18 protein-coding genes and 2 pseudogenes are annotated in these 23,026 nt (G+C 46.3%); 10 read left to right on the top strand and 10 right to left on the bottom strand.

The features are described 5' to 3' along the window. Positions 1-102: 102 nt before the first annotated feature. Entirely contained in the window at positions 103-921 is an 819-nt protein-coding gene (gene rlmA / locus AC55NX_RS10670) for a 23S rRNA (guanine(745)-N(1))-methyltransferase (protein WP_496995715.1), read from the top strand. A 122-nt stretch (positions 922-1,043) separates the two neighbouring features. Next, entirely contained in the window at positions 1,044-1,409 is a 366-nt protein-coding gene (locus AC55NX_RS10665) for a hypothetical protein (RefSeq protein WP_496995714.1), read from the top strand. 156 nt (positions 1,410-1,565) lie between these two features. On the opposite strand, the gene AC55NX_RS10660 is transcribed toward AC55NX_RS10665, so the two are convergent. The 4 genes from AC55NX_RS10660 to AC55NX_RS10645 all read right to left on the bottom strand — a co-directional run bounded on the left by AC55NX_RS10660 (position 1,566) and on the right by AC55NX_RS10645 (position 10,386). Then, on the bottom strand, positions 1,566-3,158 hold the full coding sequence (locus AC55NX_RS10660) for a bacteriohemerythrin (protein WP_496995713.1): 1,593 nt from the start codon (positions 3,156-3,158) through the stop codon (positions 1,566-1,568). Between the two features lie 365 nt (positions 3,159-3,523). Further along, positions 3,524-6,196: an EAL domain-containing protein gene (locus AC55NX_RS10655; RefSeq protein WP_496995712.1), complete on the bottom strand. Its 2,673-nt coding sequence runs from the start codon at positions 6,194-6,196 to the stop codon at positions 3,524-3,526. Further along, complete coding sequence (locus AC55NX_RS10650) at positions 6,193-9,282, bottom strand: ATP-binding protein (RefSeq protein WP_496995711.1); 3,090 nt, start codon at positions 9,280-9,282, stop codon at positions 6,193-6,195. The genes AC55NX_RS10655 and AC55NX_RS10650 overlap by 4 nt, the downstream gene beginning before the upstream one ends. Before the next feature lie 18 nt (positions 9,283-9,300). After that, positions 9,301-10,386 carry an ABC transporter substrate-binding protein gene (locus tag AC55NX_RS10645; RefSeq protein ID WP_496995710.1) on the bottom strand — a complete coding sequence of 362 codons (1,086 nt, stop codon included), beginning with the start codon at positions 10,384-10,386 and terminating at the stop codon, positions 9,301-9,303. A 512-nt stretch (positions 10,387-10,898) separates the two neighbouring features. Here AC55NX_RS10645 and AC55NX_RS10640 point away from each other — a divergent pair. Beyond that, positions 10,899-11,165 (top strand): annotated as a pseudogene (locus AC55NX_RS10640) (YhdT family protein); the annotation flags it as partial. 70 nt (positions 11,166-11,235) lie between these two features. Then, complete coding sequence (gene panF, locus AC55NX_RS10635; protein ID WP_496995709.1) at positions 11,236-12,693, top strand: sodium/pantothenate symporter; 1,458 nt, start codon at positions 11,236-11,238, stop codon at positions 12,691-12,693. A gap of 187 nt (positions 12,694-12,880) precedes the next feature. Here panF and AC55NX_RS10630 read toward each other — a convergent pair whose 3' ends face one another. The 3 genes from AC55NX_RS10630 to AC55NX_RS10620 are packed head-to-tail and all read right to left on the bottom strand — an operon-like array spanning position 12,881 to position 14,292. Further along, a complete protein-coding gene (locus AC55NX_RS10630; protein ID WP_496995708.1) occupies positions 12,881-13,588 on the bottom strand; it encodes an ArsR/SmtB family transcription factor in 708 nt (235 codons plus the stop codon). Continuing rightward, entirely contained in the window at positions 13,585-13,974 is a 390-nt protein-coding gene (locus AC55NX_RS10625; protein WP_496995707.1) for an amino acid-binding protein, read from the bottom strand. Before AC55NX_RS10625 ends, AC55NX_RS10630 begins: the two co-directional genes overlap by 4 nt. Before the next feature lie 15 nt (positions 13,975-13,989). After that, a complete protein-coding gene (locus AC55NX_RS10620; protein WP_496995706.1) occupies positions 13,990-14,292 on the bottom strand; it encodes an antibiotic biosynthesis monooxygenase family protein in 303 nt (100 codons plus the stop codon). A 428-nt stretch (positions 14,293-14,720) separates the two neighbouring features. On the opposite strand from AC55NX_RS10620, the gene leuA reads away from it, so the two are divergent. Continuing rightward, positions 14,721-16,394: a 2-isopropylmalate synthase gene (gene leuA, locus AC55NX_RS10615; RefSeq protein WP_496995705.1), complete on the top strand. Its 1,674-nt coding sequence runs from the start codon at positions 14,721-14,723 to the stop codon at positions 16,392-16,394. A 23-nt stretch (positions 16,395-16,417) separates the two neighbouring features. On the opposite strand, the gene AC55NX_RS10610 is transcribed toward leuA, so the two are convergent. Both AC55NX_RS10610 and AC55NX_RS10605 read right to left on the bottom strand, forming a co-directional pair. Beyond that, entirely contained in the window at positions 16,418-17,194 is a 777-nt protein-coding gene (locus AC55NX_RS10610) for an AraC family transcriptional regulator (protein WP_496995803.1), read from the bottom strand. A gap of 97 nt (positions 17,195-17,291) precedes the next feature. Next, a complete protein-coding gene (locus AC55NX_RS10605; protein WP_496995704.1) occupies positions 17,292-18,686 on the bottom strand; it encodes an aminotransferase-like domain-containing protein in 1,395 nt (464 codons plus the stop codon). A gap of 167 nt (positions 18,687-18,853) precedes the next feature. On the opposite strand from AC55NX_RS10605, the gene AC55NX_RS10600 reads away from it, so the two are divergent. From AC55NX_RS10600 to AC55NX_RS10580, 5 genes are read left to right on the top strand one after another with little or no spacing between them, the layout of a single operon-like run. Continuing rightward, a complete protein-coding gene (locus tag AC55NX_RS10600; protein ID WP_496995703.1) occupies positions 18,854-19,573 on the top strand; it encodes an AzlC family ABC transporter permease in 720 nt (239 codons plus the stop codon). After that, positions 19,573-19,878, top strand: a complete 306-nt coding sequence (locus tag AC55NX_RS10595; RefSeq protein ID WP_496995702.1) for an AzlD domain-containing protein — start codon at positions 19,573-19,575, stop codon at positions 19,876-19,878. Before AC55NX_RS10600 ends, AC55NX_RS10595 begins: the two co-directional genes overlap by 1 nt. Before the next feature lie 33 nt (positions 19,879-19,911). Beyond that, a complete protein-coding gene (locus tag AC55NX_RS10590) occupies positions 19,912-20,175 on the top strand; it encodes a 2Fe-2S iron-sulfur cluster-binding protein (RefSeq protein ID WP_496995802.1) in 264 nt (87 codons plus the stop codon). A gap of 11 nt (positions 20,176-20,186) precedes the next feature. Next, the gene (locus tag AC55NX_RS10585; RefSeq protein WP_496995701.1) at positions 20,187-21,341 is read left to right on the top strand and encodes a fatty acid desaturase; all 1,155 of its coding nucleotides are present in this window, start codon (positions 20,187-20,189) and stop codon (positions 21,339-21,341) included. Between the two features lie 46 nt (positions 21,342-21,387). Then, a complete protein-coding gene (locus tag AC55NX_RS10580) occupies positions 21,388-22,122 on the top strand; it encodes a hydroxymethylglutaryl-CoA lyase-like TIM-barrel protein (protein ID WP_496995700.1) in 735 nt (244 codons plus the stop codon). 1 nt (position 22,123) lies between these two features. Here the strand turns inward: AC55NX_RS10580 and AC55NX_RS10575 are convergent. Continuing rightward, positions 22,124-22,336: pseudogene (locus AC55NX_RS10575) on the bottom strand (AraC family ligand binding domain-containing protein); the annotation flags it as partial. Positions 22,337-23,026: the final 690 nt, after the last annotated feature.

The raw sequence follows: 23,026 nt of genomic DNA, 5'->3' as shown, positions 1-23,026 counted from the left end.
CGCTTGTCTCTTGCATGGCGATAAGCCTGACAAGCGCTTTTTATTTGCGGTGGAACCCGATACACTGCCCGCCTCCAATCGATACGAAATACAAGGCTGATTATGTCTTATCAATGTCCATTGTGTGACGCCCCACTTCAGCAAGAATCCGGTACATTCCGTTGTATCAATCGCCATCAGTTTGATATTGCCAAAGAAGGGTATGTCAATCTGATGCCCGTCCAGCATAAACGTTCCAAAGATCCCGGTGATAACAAAGCGATGATGCAAGCCAGACGTCATTTTCTGGAACAGGGTTACTATATTGCCATGCGTGATAAAGCGGCTCAGCTCTGCGCACAATTTATTTCACAACCTGCTGCTTTGCTGTTGGACATCGGCTGTGGCGAAGGGTATTACACCACGCATGTTGCCAAAACCCTGCACACCGACATTCCCGATTTGGAGGTCTATGGTCTGGATGTCTCCAAACCTGCGATTCGCTATGCTGCCAAACGATACCCCAATTGCCAGTTTTGTATTGCATCAAGTCACCGGCTACCTTTTGCCGCACAAAGTATCGATGCGATCTTGCGTATCTACGCACCCTGTAAATCAGAAGAACTCCAACGTTGTCTGAAAGCTGAGGGCATTGTGGTCACCGTGACACCGGCCGCACGTCATCTATATCAGTTAAAAGCACTGATTTATCAAGATGTTCGTCTCCATAATCCACAGGTAGAGTCCATTGAAGGATTTATCCCGGTTCATGAAGAGCAGTTACATTATCCGATGCAGATGAGTGGTACAGACGCATTTAACTTACTTCAAATGACACCTTTTGCCTGGCGCGCCAGTGACGCTGTCAAAACAACATTACAACAGCAAGAGACATTTCACTGTGAAGCGGACTTCACACTGCGGGTTTATCGAAAAATATAAACACCACTCCAATTCGGGCATATTTTTTGCTGTCTTCTTTGCAGGAAGAATTTTGAGAAAAAATGACTCAAGTTTTTCCTTCAACCTCCGTTAACATTTAAGGAGATGGGCAGGAGAATGTTATGGACCCAGTAAAAGCAACAGGATCTACAACTTTGTATTCACCTCAGTCGGTTAAAGCGAAACAGATTGCGCCGACAGCTCAGAGTGCGCCAAATAAAACCAATGAATTCACAAAAGTTGAGCAGAACAAAGTCATCTTATCTGACGAAGGGAAAGCTTTGCTTGCCGCACTGAAAGAAATCGACAAAGAAAACAAAGTTAGTGAAGATAAAAGTGTTGGTGATAAAGTCGAATCATTTACTTATGGTGCTCTGGGAATGGAACATCCTAAAAAATTAGAAGAGGAAGAAGACGGCTCATACTCTGCGGGGCAATATCTTTCCGCAGCGGCAACCGTTGGCAGTATCCTGTTGGCCATCGTCTGATCAAAAAATAATCATTTGATCAGCTACATCTTCAACTTTTTTCATTTTTCCCATCCCTTCAGATGATCCGTCTCTGAAGGGATATTTTTATCACGCCTGTCGTCATGTTCAGGGATTCCGGGCGGAACCCCTTCATCTTCAGTTCATGCCATGTCTTCAGTTCACGCCATGCTCACGAAAACACTCAACGTACTGTTTATCTTCTTTCTGAATATGTAGCGTGAGCCAATCTTGAAGGAACGACATCAGCTCCTTGCCAATGTTTTCCCCATTTTCGACCCGTTTTTGGAAATCAAGCACCTGCTCAACCAATCGATGGTGAGCCCCGACGTGTTCATGTTCATTCACATAGCCAAACTGTTCAAACAGCGTTTCCTCATACTGAAAGTGGTTCGCTGTATAATCTATCAAGCCTTGTACGACCCGTTTAATCGATGCCAACCCATAACCGTTATTCAGTAAGTGATTCAGTTCATTAATCAAGTGGACTAAAGTCTGATGCTGCCGGTTAATTTCCTTAATATTCAAATCAAGCGATGGCCCCCACTCGATTAACTTATTTCTTTGCTTATCTTCAGCTTCCAGTTGACGACTATCAATGGCAAAGCGGTGTAAGAGTGAGTTAATTTCACCGGATATATTTTGCACCGTGACACTCGCCATCAATGTTTCTTGTGTCGCTCTGACATTCTCTTTTGCCACAACCGTGATTTCCGACAAACAGTGTTCCAAATCAACCGTCGCATTGACCTGCTCATCCAGAGAACTCGTAATTTGACTACTTTGCCCTTTAATTTCTGCGATCTTATCCAACAACTGCGTGAAAGATTGACTGGTCTGCTCGACAATTCCCATGGATTCATGCATACATTCACTGTTTCTCTGCATCGCTTCAACTACAGTGTTAATACTCAAGCGCAGCGCCTCGATCCGCATATGAATATCATTGGTTGCCGTTTGTGTTCGTGTCGCGAGTGTCCGGACTTCGTCGGCAACAACGGCAAATCCGCGTCCTTGCTCCCCGGCCCGGGCGGCTTCTATCGCGGCATTCAATGCCAGCAAATTGGTCTGCTCCGCGATGTCACTAATCGTACCGATCACCTGACCAATACTGACACTCTCTCCTTCCAGCGCTGTAATGTGCTGATGCGATGTTTCAATCTGCTCGCTGGCCGTATGTAACGCATGTTCCAGTTGTGCCATCCCGTTGCAACCTTCATCAGCCTGTATTTTCGCTTCATTGGCATAGCCGGATGAAATCTCGGTAAAGCGAGCAACTTGCCGAGTCGTCTCAACCAGATGCCCGACAATTTCTACCGCCTGTTCGACATCACTCCTTTGCCGTAAAGCACCGGTTTTAGACACTTCCGAATCTTTTTTTACCGATTCAGCAACATTGAGCAACGCCGCAGAGGTCTCCCCTAATGCCCCAACCGTTCTTGAAACATCTTCACCGATTCGATTAAAGGAGCGATAAAGCGGATGAGCACCTTCACGTTCAGTCTCGATTCTGGCCCGCAAGTCACCTTCAGACAACTCAATCGCAACACTTTGGGTTACCACGAGTAAACGATGAAATGACTGTAACGTCAAAAACACCACCGTACTGAACAGGATTTGCCCCCCTGTCCACCACCAAAGTTGCTGTGAAATAAAATAGGCCAAGAAAGGCAGTTGCAGAATAAATAGAATAAGATTCCATTGTTGAGCACTCAACTGACTCAATTTCTTTATATTGTTATAATTCATAAAAAACTCTCAAGGGGTAATACTCTATTGTTATATTGATTTCCCCAAGTGACTGTACGATACGACTCAGAAAGCTGTCTGAAGGCATTCTGAACCCAGTACCTCGAGACTGCTTGGGTAGGCCTCATACAATTACTTAACAAAATCATAGAAAAAGATTGATAAGTTTCCAGAAAATGTAACAAAAATAAAGCAAAAGCATTCAAAAATTTGATCGCGTAACGATAAACATAAAAATACAGTGAGCCATCTCATTTATTCTTGAATTGAAATGATGGGTAAAATAATTCCCTGCCAAACTCAAGGGTGACAGAATATAGCCATGCCCAACGTCAATTTGCTTGTTCCGCCCACAGTTTCATTTATCAACCCAACAAATTCAGTGGGCAGGGACGTGACCGCAAAAAGGCTTCGCAGCGATCAACCGGCTCAGGACGACAAAGGTAATACCCCTGAATCTCATCACATTGGTGCTGATGCAAGAAAGCCAGTTGCCGGTCATCTTCAACCCCTTCTGCGATCACATTCAGCCCTAAACTATGACCTAACGCAATGACCGCTTGCGCAATGCTGCACCCTTCAGGATTGTCCGGTAGATCCGTGACAAAAGCGCGATCAATTTTCAAACGGTGAACCGGAAAGTTTTTCAACGCACTGAGACTGGAGTAACCCGTTCCAAAATCGTCAATCGACAGCTGAACGCCCATGCGGTTAATTTTTTGCATGATCTCAACCGCTTCTTGCGGATTTTGCATCACCACACTCTCAGTGATTTCCAATTCCAGATAACGGGCTTCTAATCCACTCATTTCCAAAGCAGCAGCCACCCGCTCCGGTAAGTCTTTCTCATGAAACTGACGTGCAGAAACATTCACCGCCACGCAGAGATCTTTAATGCCGGCATCCTGCCAGGCTTTATTCTGTTTACACGCAGTCTGCAATACCCAATCCCCGATCGGAACAATCATGCCTGTCGTTTCAGCCAACTGGATGAAACGCACCGGAGGAACCATACCGAATTCAGGATGCTGCCAACGCAACAGAACTTCAACCCCAACAATACGCTGCGTATGAAAACAATATTGAGGCTGATAGTGCAAGATGAATTCTTGATTTTCCAATGCATGACGCAGGTTCTCCTGCAGAACCATCCGTTCCTGAATCTCATTACTCATATCAAGGCTATAATGCTGAAAACTATTCCGTCCAAACTCTTTGACATGGTACATGGCAACATCAGCATTTCTTAACAGGACATCAGCGCTCTGACCATCATCAGGGTAGTTCGCAAACCCAATACTGCCGGTCATTCTGATTTCGTGATCGGCAATCTGTATCGGTTGGGCAATCACTTCTTTGATTCGATTGAGTACCAGCTCAATCGGGTTCGCGTTATACAGGATCACGACAAACTCATCGCCCCCCAAACGTGCCAAGGTATCGGTTTTCCTGATACAGGTTTCCATCCGTTTCGCAATAATTTGTAATAACGCATCTCCGGCGCTGTGACCCAGACTGTCATTAATCATTTTGAAATGGTCCAGATCAATCAGAACAACGGACACCTTCCGACTATAGCGTTGCGCCCATAACAGCCCCTGATTTAAACGGTCATTCAACAAAGTTCGATTCGGTAATGCCGTTAATGTATCGTGATGTGCCAAATATTGAATCCGCTCTTCGTTATGCTGGCGTTCAATCGCGATACCCGCAATCCGTGTCACCATATCAACAAACGTCATATCCAACTGATTTATTTGATATTTTTCAAGAAAATAAAGTGTCAGTGTACCTAATATGTCTCCCTGTGAGGTGACCATCGGTATGGTATAGCACGCTTGGATCCCAAACTGATTCAGTAACGTACCGTAGGCTTCCCATCCGGGCATCGGTGCCAGCGGATTTTCGCACCAGACGGCTTGTTCCCGTATCACTGATTCACTATTCGGACTCGATGACTCAGTCACCAGTTCGCCTTCGGGAAATAATGTCTCATACTGCACGGCAAACATATCCGGTAGCTCTGGCGCTGTGCGCAACGTTAACCGATCATTATTTTTCAAAAATATAGCGCCCAACGTCTTCACCTGATGGGCTTCAATCAATTGAATTAAACGGTTGAGAATATCATCCAATGGTGAGCCGGTGACCATCATTTCAAACAGTTGCCCTTGACCGATACGCAATGCATCTGTCCGTTTACGCTGATCGATATCATGAATGACCAGAATTTCGCCTTTGGACAGATCGTCGCGATCAATCGCGGTCAGAATCGTTTCTCCCCAGAAACAACGACCGTCACTGCGCTGATAGCGAATATCCAAAACATACTCACCTTGCTCGACGAGTGATTGATGGGCAGCTTGATGAATGTAATCATCATGGTACTCAGCCGAATAAAGCGATTCGAGCGGCAGATCCTTTAAAGTCTCGATCTCCTGACCGAACAGTGTCGCCAGTTTTTGATTGCATCTGACAATCCGTCGCTGCTGTAAAAATGCGATCCCCACTCCGGAGTATTCCAGTAAGCGTTGCTGCTCTTGTAAAATCTGATTCAGTTCCACTTGCGCTTTTTGACGAACTTGGCTTTCTTCAACCAATTGTCGGTTTTTTTCGGTTAATCGCTGCTGCATGTCACACAAAGACAGATGAAGTTTAATCCGGGACACAACCTCTTCGATCTGAAAAGGCTTGGTAATATAATCTACACCGCCCACTTCAAATCCTGTGACTTTATCCGTCACATCATTCAAGGCCGTCATGAAAATCACCGGAATATGGCGAGTTTTATCGTTCTGCTTCAAGTGAGTACACACTTCAAAACCATTCATGCCCGGCATCATCACATCCAGCAAAATCAAATCCGGCACCACATAGTCAGCCCGCAGTAACCCCTCTTCTCCGTCTTCCGCGATCAAAACCTGAAAGTGCCGACCATCGAGTTCATCCACTAATACGCCCAAGTTGGCGGGGGTGTCATCGATGATCAAGATAATTTGCTCCTGATGCTTCACTGTCGGATACTCCACAATACTCATATGGCAGATTTCCTTTCTAATAACTCATTGACTAGCTGGGATATCGCCCGGGATTGGAACGCTTTCGTCATATCAATCAATTGCGCAGCAAAAGCATTATAACGGGAATCTTCTGCTTTTAAGCCTTCAGCCCAGTTGCGGATATGACGCATATTGCCGAGCAATGCCAAATGATAAAGTTCCTCTAATTGCTCTCTCGGTGGCGTCACCCATTCTGAAGTATCGGACATCATCGGTGATGCATCCAATTCCGATGTCTGTACATCGACGATCCACGTCAGGTTCAGCTGTTCACCGATCTGAATCAGTAACCGATTTCTATCAATCGGTTTGCTTACAAAACCACTTGCTCCGGCTTCTTCTCCTTGCGTCAGCTCGGTTTGTGATGCACTGGCAGACACAATCAGGATCGGAATATCCTCCAGTTCCGGAATCTGTCGGATATTCCGTGTCGCCTCCAGTCCATCCATCACCGGCATCACGATATCCATCAAAATCAAATCCGGTCGCTTCGCATACACCTGCTCAACACCATCCTGACCATCGACGGCTTCACTGGTTTCAAAGCCAATTTCACCCAATAAATCAACCAATAGCATACGGTTTTCCAGCACATCATCGACAATCAGAATCTGCTTGCGACTCCCCTCATAACCAATAATATTCTCTTGGCTGAAGCAAACTTCTTGCTCGCGCTTCTCTGCTACAACAGGCAACGTCAGCGTAAAGAAAAACTGGCTCCCCACACCAGCCTGACTCGTCACCTGAATCTCGCCCCCCATCTGCTTGACCAGCTGTTGGCTAATCGCAAGGCCGAGCCCCGTACCGATAATGCGACGTTTTTTATCACCGACCCGCTCAAAGGGGTGAAAAATAATGCTCTGCATTTCGGGATCAATCCCGATACCACTATCTTCGACTGAAAATGTGACCCGCACCGGATCAGCCGTATCAACCGATTCAGCGACAACTTTGAGATAGATATAGCCCGCGTCGGTATACTTCACCGCATTGCCTAACAAATTCAGTAAAACCTGACGCAGGCGCTTTTCATCCACGAAGACCCAAGGCAGTGTCTGGGGCTTGACCTGAAGCTTGAGCGCCAAGCCTTTCTGAGACGCTTTAATCCGAATAATTTCAAGCACATTCTGGAAGCAGCGAGTCAAATCAACCGCCTCCGGAGTCATGTCCATCCGTCCGGCTTCAATTTTCGACAAGTCCAGTAAGTCATTAATCAGGGTCAGTAAATGATGACCACTCTGGATGATGGTATTCAGTCCCTCTCTTTGCTGTTCATTCAATTCAGGCGCCCGGTGCATCAACTGCGCATAACCGAGAATTGCATTGAGCGGTGTTCTCAGTTCATGACTCATATTCGCCAGAAAAACCGATTTGGCATGGGTTGCAGCTTCCGCTTGAATACGAGCACGATTCAGTTCACGAGCTTGTGCTTCCAATTGTTCCGTTTTGTGCTGTAAGTCTTCTGTCCGTTCAACAACACGCCGCTCCAGTTGCGCCATAATCTGTTGTCGTTCCGATTCGGCTTCAGCTTCCATTGCCTGAACCTTGACAGCATTTTCCTGAAATATTTTCACTGCACGAGACATACTGCCGACTTCATCCTCACGTTCTACTCCGGTAATCGTCACATCCAGATGACCGGAGGCTAACTGACGCATCACCGCAGCCAGCGAGATAATCGGTCTGGCGATCAAGCGAGAAGTTGACCAGGCAATGAACAGTGCGGTCAACGCAGTAATACCACCGACAATCATGCCGGAGAGTTCACTCCATTCATTATGTTTATCAGCGGCAACTTGTTGTTCTTTAGCAAACTGGGATACGAGTAATGACGTTCGCTCAACCTCTTCACGAACTTTTTGGTGAACCCGAGACAGTGCATAGCTTGCCTGCCGGAAGCGAATAAAAGCATCACGGTAGCCATCAATCAACGAATTGACCGTCACCGCCGCATTCTGCGCCGATTCCAAGGTGTTCACAGCGGGTAAAATACGCGAATAATGACTCAATTGATCCAACGTTTCATGGACAAATGCCGCCTCGGCATCTGTTGAACGCAACAGAAAAGTCAATGTCTTCGCTTCTAAATAGGCCACTCGCTCCGCGAATCGTCTGGAAATATTGACTGAATTTTGCAGTAAGCCAATCTCGATCCGTAGATAATCCATCTTCTCTCCCACTTCGTCCTCGCGCGTTGCAACGAGGTTTTCAAGCTGGTCAAGCACCCGCTCAATGGTTTTAAAATGCACCATCAACTGCATATAAACCGCACTGCGCTCCGATTTGACATCGTTTAATGCATCAATATTTTGCCGGGCAACAATGATCTCCTGTTGCAGTTGCTCGATGGTAGTCAGCCATTGCTCTTGCTCACTGAGTTCTTTTAGCATATTCACGACCGGAAGCATCGCCTGCAAAGCCTGTCTGATTTCCATCAGCGGCTCATCAACCTCCCCGACCACATGCGGTAGCAACACAGAAGACATTTTATGCACCCCCGCACGGAGACTTTGGATAATCTGGTGGGACTGATACACTTTATCCATCTCGGCATCCTGCAAATTCATCCGCTGCTCGAGCTGTTCCCGTCGTTGCGTCAGATGTGTTTCAATCGCAGTTGCTACGTTTTGTAACTGCGCTTGCTGACGAGCCATATTGTTTGTTTCGGTATTCATCATTTCGGTCGCCAGTCCCAAAATATCGACCGAGTTGGAGAAATAGCGCATTCTTCTTTTCAGTGCGGAGACCTCTTCTGCATGAACGCTCTCCAATTCACTCAAATCCAGATGAGCAAGCGTTTCCACATTCTCTTCTATAATCGCTTTAACTTCATTCAAACGAGAGGGTTGATGAGAAGAGATAAAATTTTCGATCCGCTCTGCTGCATCATTCACCGAGACCATCACTGCTGAACCGTAGCCGATCATTTCCACTGACTTTTTCAACTGGGTCAAACTATAGAAGTGCACAATCGAAACACCCATGTTCAGTAACACCAACAAGACCACTGATACCGTAATCTTGGTGGTAATCGACCAGTGCTCAAATGACCTGATTTTCAGCATAACACCGTATCCACGCGCTTACTGATGCAAGGCAGCATCAATCATGTTCGCCACATCTTGCTGAGAGTATGACGGATTTGCAGCACCACCGACGGGCATCTTTTCAAGCCATGCATCCAGTTCGTCGCTGTATATGGTCACTAACGGGACATGCACCATCTTCGGAACGTCTTTTCCGGCCAGAATTTGCTGCGCTACCCAAAAACCGACCTGGGAAATACTTGGGGTCGCCGAAATAGAAAATGTCTCATAACCATGCGCATCCCGCTCTTGCTTCCAGAATGCCAGCTCATTCTGGCGATTTCCCATCACAATAATCGGCAACGGCCTTCCGGCTTCCTGAAAAGCCATCGCCGCACCGTATCCATCTCCGCCCTGAACCACCACCGCATCAATTTTCGGCAGGGCAGGCAGGGCTAACGCCACCTCCTTTTTCGCAACTGCATTGGTCCATTGACCATAAACGGTATGCACGATTTTCAGCTCCGGATATTGTTGGGCGGCTTTATGAATACCGGCACTGATATCCTCATCGGTCGTATCACCGGCAATGCCCCGGATTTCCAGCAAATTCCCTTTGCCTTGCAGGCGTTTGGCAACATATTCAATCTCTGCCCGTCCCATCTCATCCCAATCGTAGTTCACCTCGTAAACACAAGGGTCATGTATTTTACTGGCAAGAACCACGACGATAGCGCCAGCCTGACAGGCATCATGAACCAAGCCTCTGAGTGCGGTATCCGATGCCGCCAGAATCACAATGGCATCGTAGCCATCCATAATCATATTCTGGATTTGCTGAGCCTGTTCAGGCACGGAATTATTCGCACTGAGCACCGGAGCATCTTTGATCAACTCATCCTGCTGCGCCTGAGAGGCAACATCTTTCCAGTTTTGCACCATCACTTTGCGAAAATCACTACCCGCATAGGAATTACTAAATGCAATCCTTTTGTTACTCGTATCACCACGTACCACCCCATCGGCTTGACTAAAAGGGGCATAAAAAATCACCAACAGCGGGTAAAGCATCGCAAGGACAGCCCGCCGGTATCGAGATTGCCCGATCCCAATACGGCTGCGAAATAATTGAGTCAATACCATGAAATTCATCTCCCGATTAAAGGGACCCGGATTTCAAACAGGGAATATCCTTGCTCATTATCTATCCATGTCTCTAACGCCATGAATCCAACACGTCAGGCACCGGACACGCATCTGAGCAACGCTTCATTATCAGGACGAAACCGAGTACTTAGCAGGAAATTTCCCTCTGAACATTTCCCGGAACATAGAGAAAATATGGTCAGAAGGTGTACCAAACACAAAAATTAATCATAAATTACGTGAAATAATACTCATATTATTGATGCAACAACCAATCTGTCAGGGACACCATTGACAAATCACCGGATCACCTCTGAGTGCTGTTCGTCACGATTATTTGACGAGGTCGAGCCCGGATTCACCGTCATGAAGCGCATTCTCAACTTACCTTCATGGCCTACATTCTGGTATCATCGCCAACCAAATTTAGTGACAGGTATCATCTTCAACTGAATGATTTCAAAGATGATGGTCTTTTTAGATGATAAGAACAGGGAGAATCATAGCCGATGAATCAACAGACCAAACCTTATCGTCAGGCACACCGGGAAGCCTTGTGGGCAATTGCACTGGCACTGGGATATTTTATTTGGTGGTATGCCACGGCTTACGGTTTTTCTCCACCGCCTGAATCTCAGGCATTACCTGAACTTTATTGGGGAATGCCATTATGGTTTTTGCTTTCTTGTGTCGTCGGCCCGGTACTGTTTACACTTCTGTGCGGCCTGATGGTGAAATATGTGTATCGTAATTTCTCGCTATCCACAGCAGAGGACAGTGACGAGCCACAACGACACTTACAAAATTTATCCCGGCACCCTGACACTTCACAACAGAATCATCATCATGAATAGTCAACTGATTATCCCTTTACTTATCTATCTTGCCGCTGTCTTTGCGTTGGCTATACTGACCCGCCGCCATCACCGACCGGGGCAATTTCTCAGCGAATATTTTATTGGCAGTCGTAGCCTTGGCGGGTTTGTCCTCGCGATGACACTGGCGGCAACCTATGCCAGTGCCAGCAGTTTTATCGGTGGGCCGGGCGCAGCCTATAAAATGGGACTTGGCTGGGTATTACTGGCGATGATTCAATTGCCGGCGACGTGGCTGACCTTAGGTGTGCTGGGGAAGAAATTTGCCATGGAAGCCAGACGCCACAACGCTGTGACACTCAATGATATTTTATTTGCCCGCTTTCAGAGTCGCACGGTGGTCATTATTGCTTCACTCACCCTCCTGCTCGCCTTTTTCGGCACCATGGTAGTACAGTTCGTCGGTGGGGCGCGGTTACTGCAAACGGTCACCGGACTGTCATATCATCAAGGGCTGTTGCTGTTTGCCTGTACGGTCGGGTTGTATACTACCATCGGTGGATTCCGGGCGGTCGTCCTGACCGATACAGTTCAGGGGATTATGATGCTGATTGGGACGTTCGTGTTGCTGTGGGGTGTCATCCATGCCGGCCACGGTATCGGTGAGTTAGTCACCCGGCTGCATCATATCGATCCGGCGCTAGTCACCCCATACGGGCCGGATCATTTTCTCAGCCAACCGTTTATTCTGAGTTTCTGGGTATTAGTCTGTTTCGGGGTGATCGGTTTACCTCATGCAGCGGTCCGCTGTATGTCCTATAAAGACAGTGCTTCGTTACATAAAGGGATTGTCATCAGTACCGTGATGATGGCTTTACTGATGTTCGGCACCCATCTGGCCGGCGCGCTTGGCCGAGGGATTATCCCGCAAGTTGCCAGTCCTGATCTTATCATGCCAACACTGATGATGACGGTGTTGCCCCCGATGGTTGCAGGGATATTTCTCGCCGGACCAATGGCTGCGATTATGTCGACTATCGACTCACAACTGATTCAGGCTTCTGCAACCCTGCTCAAAGATCTCTACCTCAACTATATCAATCCCCGGATGCTGCACGAAGAGCGGGGCGAACGTAAGCTGAGCCGTCTCTCCGTCTGGGTTACCGCCATTTTTGCCCTGCTGGTATTTCTGGCGGCCACCCACCCGCCGGATATGATTATCTGGCTCAACCTGATGGCTTTAGGTGGTTTACAGGCTGTCTTCCTCTGGCCGCTGGTGCTGGGATTATACTGGTCCAAAGCTTCGGCAACCGGTGCCCTGAGTAGCATGGTCGTTGGTTTGGGCAGTTATATCTCGCTGGTGGCATTCAAGCCTGATCTGGGGGGGATTCATCCGATTGTACCAACGTTGGTACTGGGGTTAATCACCTTTATCATCGGCAGTTATCTCAAACCCTCAGCACCGACAACGATGATGACGACGGAATAGTATCTTTCACAGGTATATCCAGCTTCATCAATATAGATTCCAATCGTTCCGAATCATCTGCAAAGATAAATTCGATTCCATTTTCTGACGCGACAATTTCTGACGCGGCAATAGAACGATTGGATTCGTGAAGTTCAGCCCTCACTTTACTTTGTTGATATCCTTACTTACAGATCGCTGGTTGAAGCTATTGAACAATGAGGAAGTGTCGATGAAGTTCTTGATTACCTTTGCTTGTAATAATAACTTCGCGATATCCAGGAACCCTTTCTATCCAGTTATTACTATCAAAAAAACTGAGTAGGGATGCACCTAAGTAACCGCCAACGTGGAACTTTCTCTCACTCCAGTCTAAGCATGGACAACATTTTTTCCGCTTCGTTTTCGCATTGATATTGATGCCTAACTGCAAGAACTTTTCTTGTCCTTGCACTGTGAGCTCACTACCATCCTTATCAATCCAGCTATTTTCTACCAGAGAGTCATACAATTTAACCGCCATTTCACCGGCTAAATGGTCATAACATGTTCTTGCTTTTAATAGTTCTTGCGGCACTTTGGCGCGAGACGGATTACTGACTTGAAAAGTAATTCCCATCATTTTTTCGAGTAATGAAGCAATGTTGCTGTTATAGAGGCGAAAATATCTATGCCGGCCCTGAGATAAACATGTCACAAGATTGGCTTTTAACAGACGAGAGAGGTGAGAACTAGTTGTAGATGCGGCAATATCTGCTATTACGCTAAGTTCAGTTGCTGTCCAAGCCCTTCCATCCATCAATGCACATAGGATCTTCATCCGGGAAGTGTCCGACATGGCAGTCGCTAAGGCTGCCATATCAGCTTCCTGACTATAGTCTGCTAATTTTATTGAAGGGATACTTTGTTTACTCAAGTTCGGACAGCCCAATCAATTGTCGCATTCTCGGCCAATGTATAGTTATCCGTTACAAGAATTAACCGATTTTCATGATCACTATACTGAACAATAATATTAACACCTTTATCCGCTAATGCTTTAGCTATTGCACCAAGTTCACCGGGTTGTTCTTGTTTGAGTTTTCGTATGAGTGGAGAGACAACACTTTTTACTTCAAATCCGTTGTCGGTAAGAACATGCCTAGCTTTGTCACCATCTTTAACCAAAAAATGAGCATGGCTTTGATTTTCAACCGTAAATACGCCGCCACCTTCTAATCCAATTCCATTCTTTCCAAGAAGCTCTCCAAAATGAGCTAATTCTCCAAGACTATTTTTTAAAATTATATGGATATCATACATCTTTTTTCCCCTATGTTATCGTGAGCTATATTCGCGAGTTGAGGTTAAAACATTAATCTTGTATGAAGAGAAAATAGAAGATTTGCCTTCGTTTTGAGCAAGCTTGTGCTGCACATTTGTCTTCCAATGCTTGATCGCTTCCTCATCTTTCCACCAAGATAAGGATATAAATTTGTCTGGGTTCGTTGTGCTTTGGAAGCGTTCGATAGATATAAAACCATCGATATCACTGAGAAGTGGTTTTAACTGTTCAGCTAACTGGAAATAACGATCTTTCTTTTCTGCGACCGCCATTGCCTCAAATAATACGGCTATCATTTTTTCCCCTATCAATGTCACTTAGTTGTTACAGGTACTATAGCTATTCGGAAAAAATGACGCTTCGTTGAGGAACGAAATATGGCTGTCGTATAATTTTTGTGCAGGTCCAGTGAATTGACCAAACCTGAATACACTCAATTGGCATCATTGGTCCGGTCGGCATCTGTGCCATTTCAGCGGTTGTATATAACCATTCACGGCACACTCGGCTGGTTATCCGTGGCGATCATGGAAGCGTTATAGTTGCTGTTGGTGCTGACTGGGATGCACTGCGTGTTTACCCAACCATAATTCAAACCATCGCTGAAACCTGCCGGGAAGGTATGGTGTCCAAAACCCGACGATTTTTGTCAGCTTCTATTGAGATATCACAGACAAAACCTTCTAGCATGAATGTTCCCTTTTCAAACCGATGGACAATTCATATGTTAGCCACCCCCTCAGACAAATACGCGCCCGCACCGGTGATCACATTTCCGCAAAGAACATGGCCGTCAAAACAGTTAACACAAGCACCGCGTTGGTGCTCAACCGATTTAAGAGACGGCAATCAATCACTGGCGAACCCGATGAACATCGATAAGAAACTGAAGTTTTTTGATCATCTGGTTGCGTGTGGCTTCACAGAAATTGAAGTTGCATTTCCCTCTGCTTCGCAAACAGATTTCGACTTTGTCCGCCGGCTGATCGATAACGCCTTGATTCCTGACAATGTCACCATTCAGGTCATCACCCAATCCAGACCGGATCTGATTGAGCGAACCATCGAATCGCTGATCGGTGCTTCCAAGGCGATTGTTCACTTATACAATGCCACAGCGCCCGCTTTTCGCGAGATTGTATTCAACCAAGACCAAGCGGCAACTTTAGCGCTGTCAGTCAAAGGCGCGCAGCAGATCCGAGCCTTGTGTGAACAGCATCCTGAAACGCTCTGGACGCTGGAATACTCACCGGAAACATTTAACTTTACCGAGCCGGAATTTGCGCTTGAAATCTGTCAGGCCGTTGCGGCAGAGTGGCAGCCGTGTGCGTCACGGCCATTAATTATCAACCTGCCAACCACTGTGGAGCGCAACACTCCCAATGTGTTTGCCGATCAAATCGAACACTTCATCAACAACTTTGATTCACTGGATCATGTCACTATCAGTGTCCATCCGCATAATGACCGCGGCACCGGGGTGGCCAGTGCTGAACTGGCGATGCTCGCCGGAGCCACGCGGGTCGAAGGCTGTTTATTCGGCAACGGGGAACGCACCGGCAATGTTGACTTGGTGACGCTGGCCTTAAACCTCTACTCACAAGGGATCGACCCACAATTACGCTTCGACGACATTCAACAGACGGTTGAACTGGTCGAGCAGTGTAATGAGCTGCCGGTGCATCCACGCCATCCTTATGCGGGCAGACTGGTGTTTACCGCATTTTCCGGCTCTCACCAAGATGCAATCAAAAAGGGATTTGCCCATGCTCAAGGCGCCTCACCCAGCCACTGGAATATCCCCTACTTACCCATCGACCCGATGGATCTGGGGTGCACTTATGAAGAAGTGATTCGGGTCAACAGCCAGTCCGGCAAAAGCGGGGCAGCATGGTTACTACAACAGAATCACGGCTTGCACCTGCCCAAAATGCTTCAGGTCGATTTAAGCCAACGGGTCAAACAGCATACCGACAGCACCGGGCACGAAATGAACATTGCCGAATTATGGCAACTGTTCCGCACCGCTTATGGCTTAGTTCACAAGCCGGTGATGAGCCTGCAACGCTATCACACCCACCCCACCGCAGGCGGACAACAGATTGAGGCACAGATCCGTTACTGCGAGCAAGAGATCGTCTGTGTCGGCAGTGGTATCGGGCTGATGTCGGCCTTGTTAACCGGATTAATGCAGCAATTTGACTGTCAGGCCAATGTGGTGGATTACCACGAGCATACGCTGGGCACCCAAACCCACAGTAAAGCGGCGAGTTACGTTCAGTTGCAGTCTGCGAGGTCGAATGTGAGTATTTTCGGCGTCGCCATTGAAGAAGATGCCACCAAAGCCTCGTTACAGGCATTGCTGAACGCCTATGCGCAGCTCATACAGGCGCGGTAGGTCAGGCATGACGATCAGCGCGCTCACTCACGCGCCAGAGGCAGGATCGGCGGGCAATATTCACTCGGTGACAACCCGGTGCGGCTTTTAAACATAGCGCTGAATGCACTCGGGCTGTCATAGCCAATGGCTAAGGCGGTATCTAACACGCTACAGCCGCTGGCTAACAGTTCTAACGCGTGGAGCAAACGCTTCTGACGTAACCATTCGGTAAAGGTTAATCCCAGCTCTTGCTGAAAGCGACGGGATACCGTTCTCTCACTCTGGCCGAGCGATTTGGCGGCATCAGAAGCCGTCCACGGATGGGAAAGACGCTCCGAGAGATTGCGACAAAGCGAGATCAACGCTTCAGAACTCGGATGAGGCAGATAAAAATCGATGGGATTCAAACGACGTAATTCGTCCAGAATCAATTCAAAAATACGTTCTTCCCGGGTGCCCGCCATACGGACATCCGGGAGAGCAACCGCTTCAACAATTAAGCAGGTCAGCAACGGGGAGACGGTCGATAACACACAGGTATTCGGCAGATCGGCCCGTGCCATCGGATCGACAAACAGTGTGCGAACGCGCACATCGCCGGTAATTCGCAGACTATGAGAGACTCCCGCTGGGATCCACAACCCCTTATTCGCTGTCACCACCCACGCGCCCGCTTGGGTATCGACACGAATCACCCCATTCAAGGCATGTAAAAACTGGGCACACTGATGAATATGAGGCGCTTCCACGTCCCCGTGAGAATAATTATGGGCATAGGCAATAATTGGCGGCCCCAACGCTTCATCACAAAATTTCATCACTCACCCGCTCATCCCACCCGTTTCAGGTATTTAAAGCCAATCAGCAGCAGGTTGTCAAACTCGGCTAAAAGCAAGTGAACCGCGATTTCGTCCATTAAACAAAGCTCTCATGAGCTTCAGTATTCAGGGTTGCTTTGATTGCAGTAAGCCCTTGAAAGATTTGCGTATCAGATAAAGTGCCACCGAGAGAAATACGCACGGCCGCGGGGATATAAGTTCTCGAGGTACAAAACGAATCGGCAGATTTAATGATCACTCCTTGATCTTTCATAGCTTTCACGAAACTTTCAGGACGCCACTGTGTTGGCAAGGTAAGCCAAATGTTGAGCGAGTCCGTCATGCGCTCACTGAGATAGTCTCCAAGAAGCGCATGCGCAATACGATTACGTTCAGCCAGCTTTTGTTTTTGCTTCTCCATCAAAGCGTGCAAATTACTCTCAAGAATTAATTTGGTATAAAGCTCAGTCGTTAGCATTGGGGGAACTAAAATTTGTGTGGTCACGGTATGACGTACACCATGACTTAAACTTTCTGGAACATAGAGCATACCAATACGCAGTCCACCAAGCAGCGCCTTCGACAAGCTGGAAACCAGTAAGGTAGCGTGTGGTATCGTATTAATAAACATCGCGTTCGAAGTCGGATGCAAACAACCTTGAACATCATCTTCTATCACCCAAATTGACTTTTCTTGCACGATTCTGGCGATGCTATCAATCCGTGTTTGCGGCATCGAAACACAAGTCGGTGTAGAAAGACGCGTCATCAAATAAACCGCTTTGGGCATATAGCGCTGGATTGCCAGTTCCAATGCTTCAGGAACCATACCATGTTCATCGCACTCAATTCCTACAACTTTAATGTTTAAGCGCCGGCCAATTGCCAGAAGCCCAGGATATGTCAGTTGGTCGCTCAAGATGGTGTCGCCAGCCTCACACACCGATGAAAGCGCTGCATATAAAGCGTGTTGGCCACCGATCGTGGTACAAATATGCTGAGATTCAAGCAAATTCACACCAATGGTGGATAACCACTTCTCATGAGCAGCCTGAAGATTAGCATGACAGGTCTCGGGTTGATAGCGACTCATTTTTGCGACAGCCGCAGGATCAGCAGCCAAATCAAGATAGAACTTAATGATGAAATTATCTTCCAGTGGTAAAGCCACACTTAAACTCATATCAAGTATTTCAGCGCAAGGCGCACTGATACCTAAATCACCATTATTTTGACTTTTTGAGAAGACAAATGTCCCACTCCCTACTGTCGATTGTATCAATTGTAACCTTTCGGCTTCTGCATAACCGCGGCTTATTGTTCCTATACTCAGCCCAAGCAATTCGGCAAGTGCTCGATGGGTCGGCAATTGATGGCCTGCCTGCAATGCACCAGACTTGATTCCTTGAGCGATTGCATCCGCAATCGCCTTATAAGCAGGAAGGTGACTACCTGTAATTTCAGGTATCCAGTTTGTCTCAAGTTGCTTCATTTAACGTTCTACCCTGAGAGTTATATAAAAGATAAATCACATTAATTGTCACAGTGACAAAGTATGAATTGATTAGTTCAATTTACTGGATAGTATCAACAAAACACAATTGAACTACAGCAATTTATTGTAAATTTGACTCAGTAATCTTTGATGGAAAATGTGGTATGGAAAGTTCATCAACTAAAGAAATATCGACAACAGGCAATACTCGGTTCGTCATGGATGGGGTTATCGATATATTACCATTGGCTATTGCAACCGTTCCTTGGGGCATACTATGCGGCTCTCTGTCGATCGATAATGGACTAAGCATTATTGAGGCGATTTTAATGTCCGCCTTAGTCTTTGCTGGAGCAGCACAATTAGGTGGCTTGGCACTCATAGGCCAAGGCGCACCCGGACTTTCTATTTTTGGTTCTACCTTTGTAATTAGTTCACGTCATTTACTATATTCAGCAACCTTCCGTGATGATGTAAAAGACTTACCTTTTCATAAAAAAATCATCCTTGCTTTTCTGTTGACTGACGAAATGTTTGCGGTGACGGAGAGTTACAAAGGACGCATTGGACACTTCTGTGTTCCCTATGCGATTTCATCAGGATTAACCTTCTACATTCTGTGGAATATTTCTACGCTGTTTGGCATATTTCTCGGTCAGAAAATACCAGACTTACAAAACTTTGGCCTTGAATTTGCCATTGCAGCAACCTTTATCGCTATTGTGATCCCGAGTCTAAATCGTTATCCAGTGATACTGGGGGCCATCGTGAGTTTTGCGCTGTCCGCTTACCTCAATGTCATTCATATGCCTCACGCTTTAATCATCTCAACACTGGTGGGAATGGTCATCGGCTTCATGGCAAACATCAATAAGGTGAAATAATGACAGTCATAACAATTCTTCTGATGGCGGCCATTACTTTTAGTGTTCGTTACCTATTTTTCATTACAAATCTTCCTTTTAAGCTGAACTACAAAGCAAAAGAATTCCTTAAATTTACTGGACCATGCGTGCTGTCAGCGATGGTTGCACCAATAATGTTTACACCGGTGGATGATTTAATAATCTATAGCCCTTATTTAATTGGTGGAATAGCAACCATCATTATGGCGCTTATAATACGAAACACATTAATGGTCGTATTTTTAGGAATGATTATTTTCTTACTATTAAAATATTATATATAGGAAAGTTAACTACATGTTATCTAAAATAAAAAAATTGGGAGTAGTTTTTTACCCAAACATAATGAGTACGAAATAAATCTCAACGGCAAAACGTTTGTGGGCAAAGAAAATAAGACAATTTTAGAATCAGCGCTGAATCATGGCATTGATATCAACTATAGTTGTGGAAGTGGTGTATGCCGACAATGCAAAATCTATGTGGAGCATGGTTCCGTGAGAAATATCGCTGACGACAAAACCTGCGTGTTGTCGTGTCGCTCTTACCCCAAGAGCAACTTAAAAATCGTACAAATGTAAAGGTGGCAGGAATGGTCACACAATCACAAAGTAATCCGATCCGAGCCTCATATGAAAACTCATTGTTACCATCATCGTTTGCCACTTGGCTTACTGGCAAACCGCTTGAAGGCCAAACACCGCGATTAAAATTAAACTGGTTGGGTTACACCTTTAGCATGGTCGCACTATTTCTATGTTCTCTAGCGGCTGGATTTTTCTTTTTCTACCTTGATAATGCATCATACTGGATTTTGGCAGGTTCTTGGTTTGGATTAATTTTTTCGTCTCGTCGTATGGCCGCAGTTGTTCTTCATCAAGCAGTACACAACCGTCTATCTGGCGCAGAAAAAGTTGACTTTTTCGTTGGTGAGCTAGTCACTACTCTGATGTTTACTCAAGACTATGTATCGTACAAACACGATCACTGTATTGTGCATCATGGGCCAGATACATTTGCGACGAAAAAAGATCCGATTGTGCAGTTTTTTACTAACTTCGGAATTAAACCTACCAAAAGTAAGAAGAGTTTGTATCTAACCTTTTTCTTTAATATTTTTTCACCGCTATTTCATGCTTCATTCTTAATTGCACGTGCGGCTTACAACATTAATGCGGTTCGGCCAATACGTACCTTATGTGTATTAGCATACTTAACTGCTTTGTATTGGCTTGCTGCCACGCTAGGTGACCCGTTGATTGTACTATTTTTTGTTTTCGGTGTTCCCTTAGTGATCGGCTACCAAATGAGCGCATTTATTGAGATTTGCAGCGAGCATGCGTGGTTTGACACTGAAATTAAAACTCTCGAAGAGGTACGCAAAGATCCTTACTTTTATGCCGACATTTCTTGGGGACGCTTTTGTGGGGAAATGTACCCAGAAAGCGGTGTCATGAAAAAACTCTGGTGGTACGTGAAACAGTTTATCTACCATATGCCAGTACGTTGTTTGATTCTTGTCGGGGATTTACCTCAACATGATTTTCACCACCGAAAACCGCTGTTTACTGACTGGGTTTATGCCAAATATGAACGTCAGAAGCATGCATCAAATCTTACTGAAGGTGAACCAGATTACTACGATATTTGGGGACGACATAACGCAATTGGGCATGTATTCAACACTCTATCAGTTAAAAGTAATGAAGATTACAACAAAATATTTAATGACCCTGAGCGTGCATAAATCAGAGTAACGAAGTAAGTTCTGGCAGTCACCATGTCTAACATAGGTGACAGCCAGCTCGAGTCAGAATGAGTACATTCATCCGAAAACGGCACAATTGCTAGTTTCTCACAGTACAAGTGTCACACTCACCTCAACCACGCTATCGAACAAAATCGATTGCTTATCTCCCCAACCGCTCTGGACGCTGGAATATTCACCGGAAACATTTAACTTTACCGAGCCGGAATTTGCGTTTGAAATCTGTCAGGCTGTGGCCGCGGTATGGCAACCGTGTGCGTCACGGCCATTGATTATCAACCTGCCAACCACAGTGGAACGCAACACTCCCAATGTGTTTGCCGATCAAATCGAACACTTCATCAACAACTTTGATTCTCTGGATCATGTTACTGTCAGTGTCCATCCGTATAATGATCGCGGCACCGGGGTGGCCAGTGCTGAACTGGCAATGCTCACCGGGGCGACACGGGTCGAAGGCTGTTTATTCGGCAACGGGGAGCGCTCCGGCAATGTTGATTTGGTGACACTGGCTTTAAATCTCTACTCACAAGGGATCGACCCACAAAATCGATGGGATTCAAACGACGTAATTCGTCCAGAATCAATTCAAAAATACGTTCTTCCCGGGTGCCCGCCATACGGACATCCGGGAGAGCAACCGCTTCAACAATTAAGCAGGTCAGCAACGGGGAGACGGTCGATAACACACAGGTATTCGGCAGATCGGCCCGTGCCATCGGATCGACAAACAGTGTGCGAACGCGCACATCGCCGGTAATTCGCAGACTATGAGAGACTCCCGCTGGGATCCACAACCCCTTATTCGCTGTCACCACCCACGCGCCCGCTTGGGTATCGACACGAATCACCCCATTCAAGGCATGTAAAAACTGGGCACACTGATGAATATGAGGCGCTTCCACGTCCCCGTGAGAATAATTATGGGCATAGGCAATAATTGGCGGCCCCAACGCTTCATCACAAAATTTCATCAGTTACCCCGCTCATCCTCAGCCGTTTCGGGTATTTAAAGCCAATCAGCAGCAGGTTGTCAAACCCGGTATTGGTGCATTGGATTTACCAATATGATTGGCAAACATTTGGCGATGCTATGGGTTCTGTGCCGAAAATCGTTCGCTATAGAATCCGTTCTGTTGCAGAACCCATGAGTTGGTATACTGGCGGAAAAGAAGGAGAATTCTGGAGATGTATCAGTGAAGCTGCGTTATAGCCTTTTTTATCTATTCATCATGCTGTTGATGGGTGGTTGTGCGAATCGGGTCAATAGTGTTCAAGCACTCACTTAATGGGACAAAGCTTACGGCCAGTGTCTGGCGCAAGAGCAAAATAGTTCGGTCAGATTCCCCGAAGACGATGCTTGGTTTCATTCACTCAGCGCAATTCAGCAGAAACACGTTGTGCTGTATATTTATCAGGAAAAAATGTACCAATGCTCGGCTCAACAACAGGCTCAGCTTAAGCAAGCACTCACTGCTGAAAATAACAAAACTCTACTCAAACTCTTTGATGAAATGGGGTTCTTGAGTACACCGGATAAAACGCTGGTTGAGAATCTTGATTCTGCCCAAATGCACAGGCTGAGCCAAAGTATCTCCGTTTTCAATTTGGGTAAAGTTGCTGACCAGCTGCATTTTCGGGAACGATGAGCACTGTGACTGATG

It is taken from the genome of Vibrio rubrogenes, from assembly GCF_059641415.1.
This window is presented reverse-complemented; position numbering and strand designations above follow the sequence as displayed.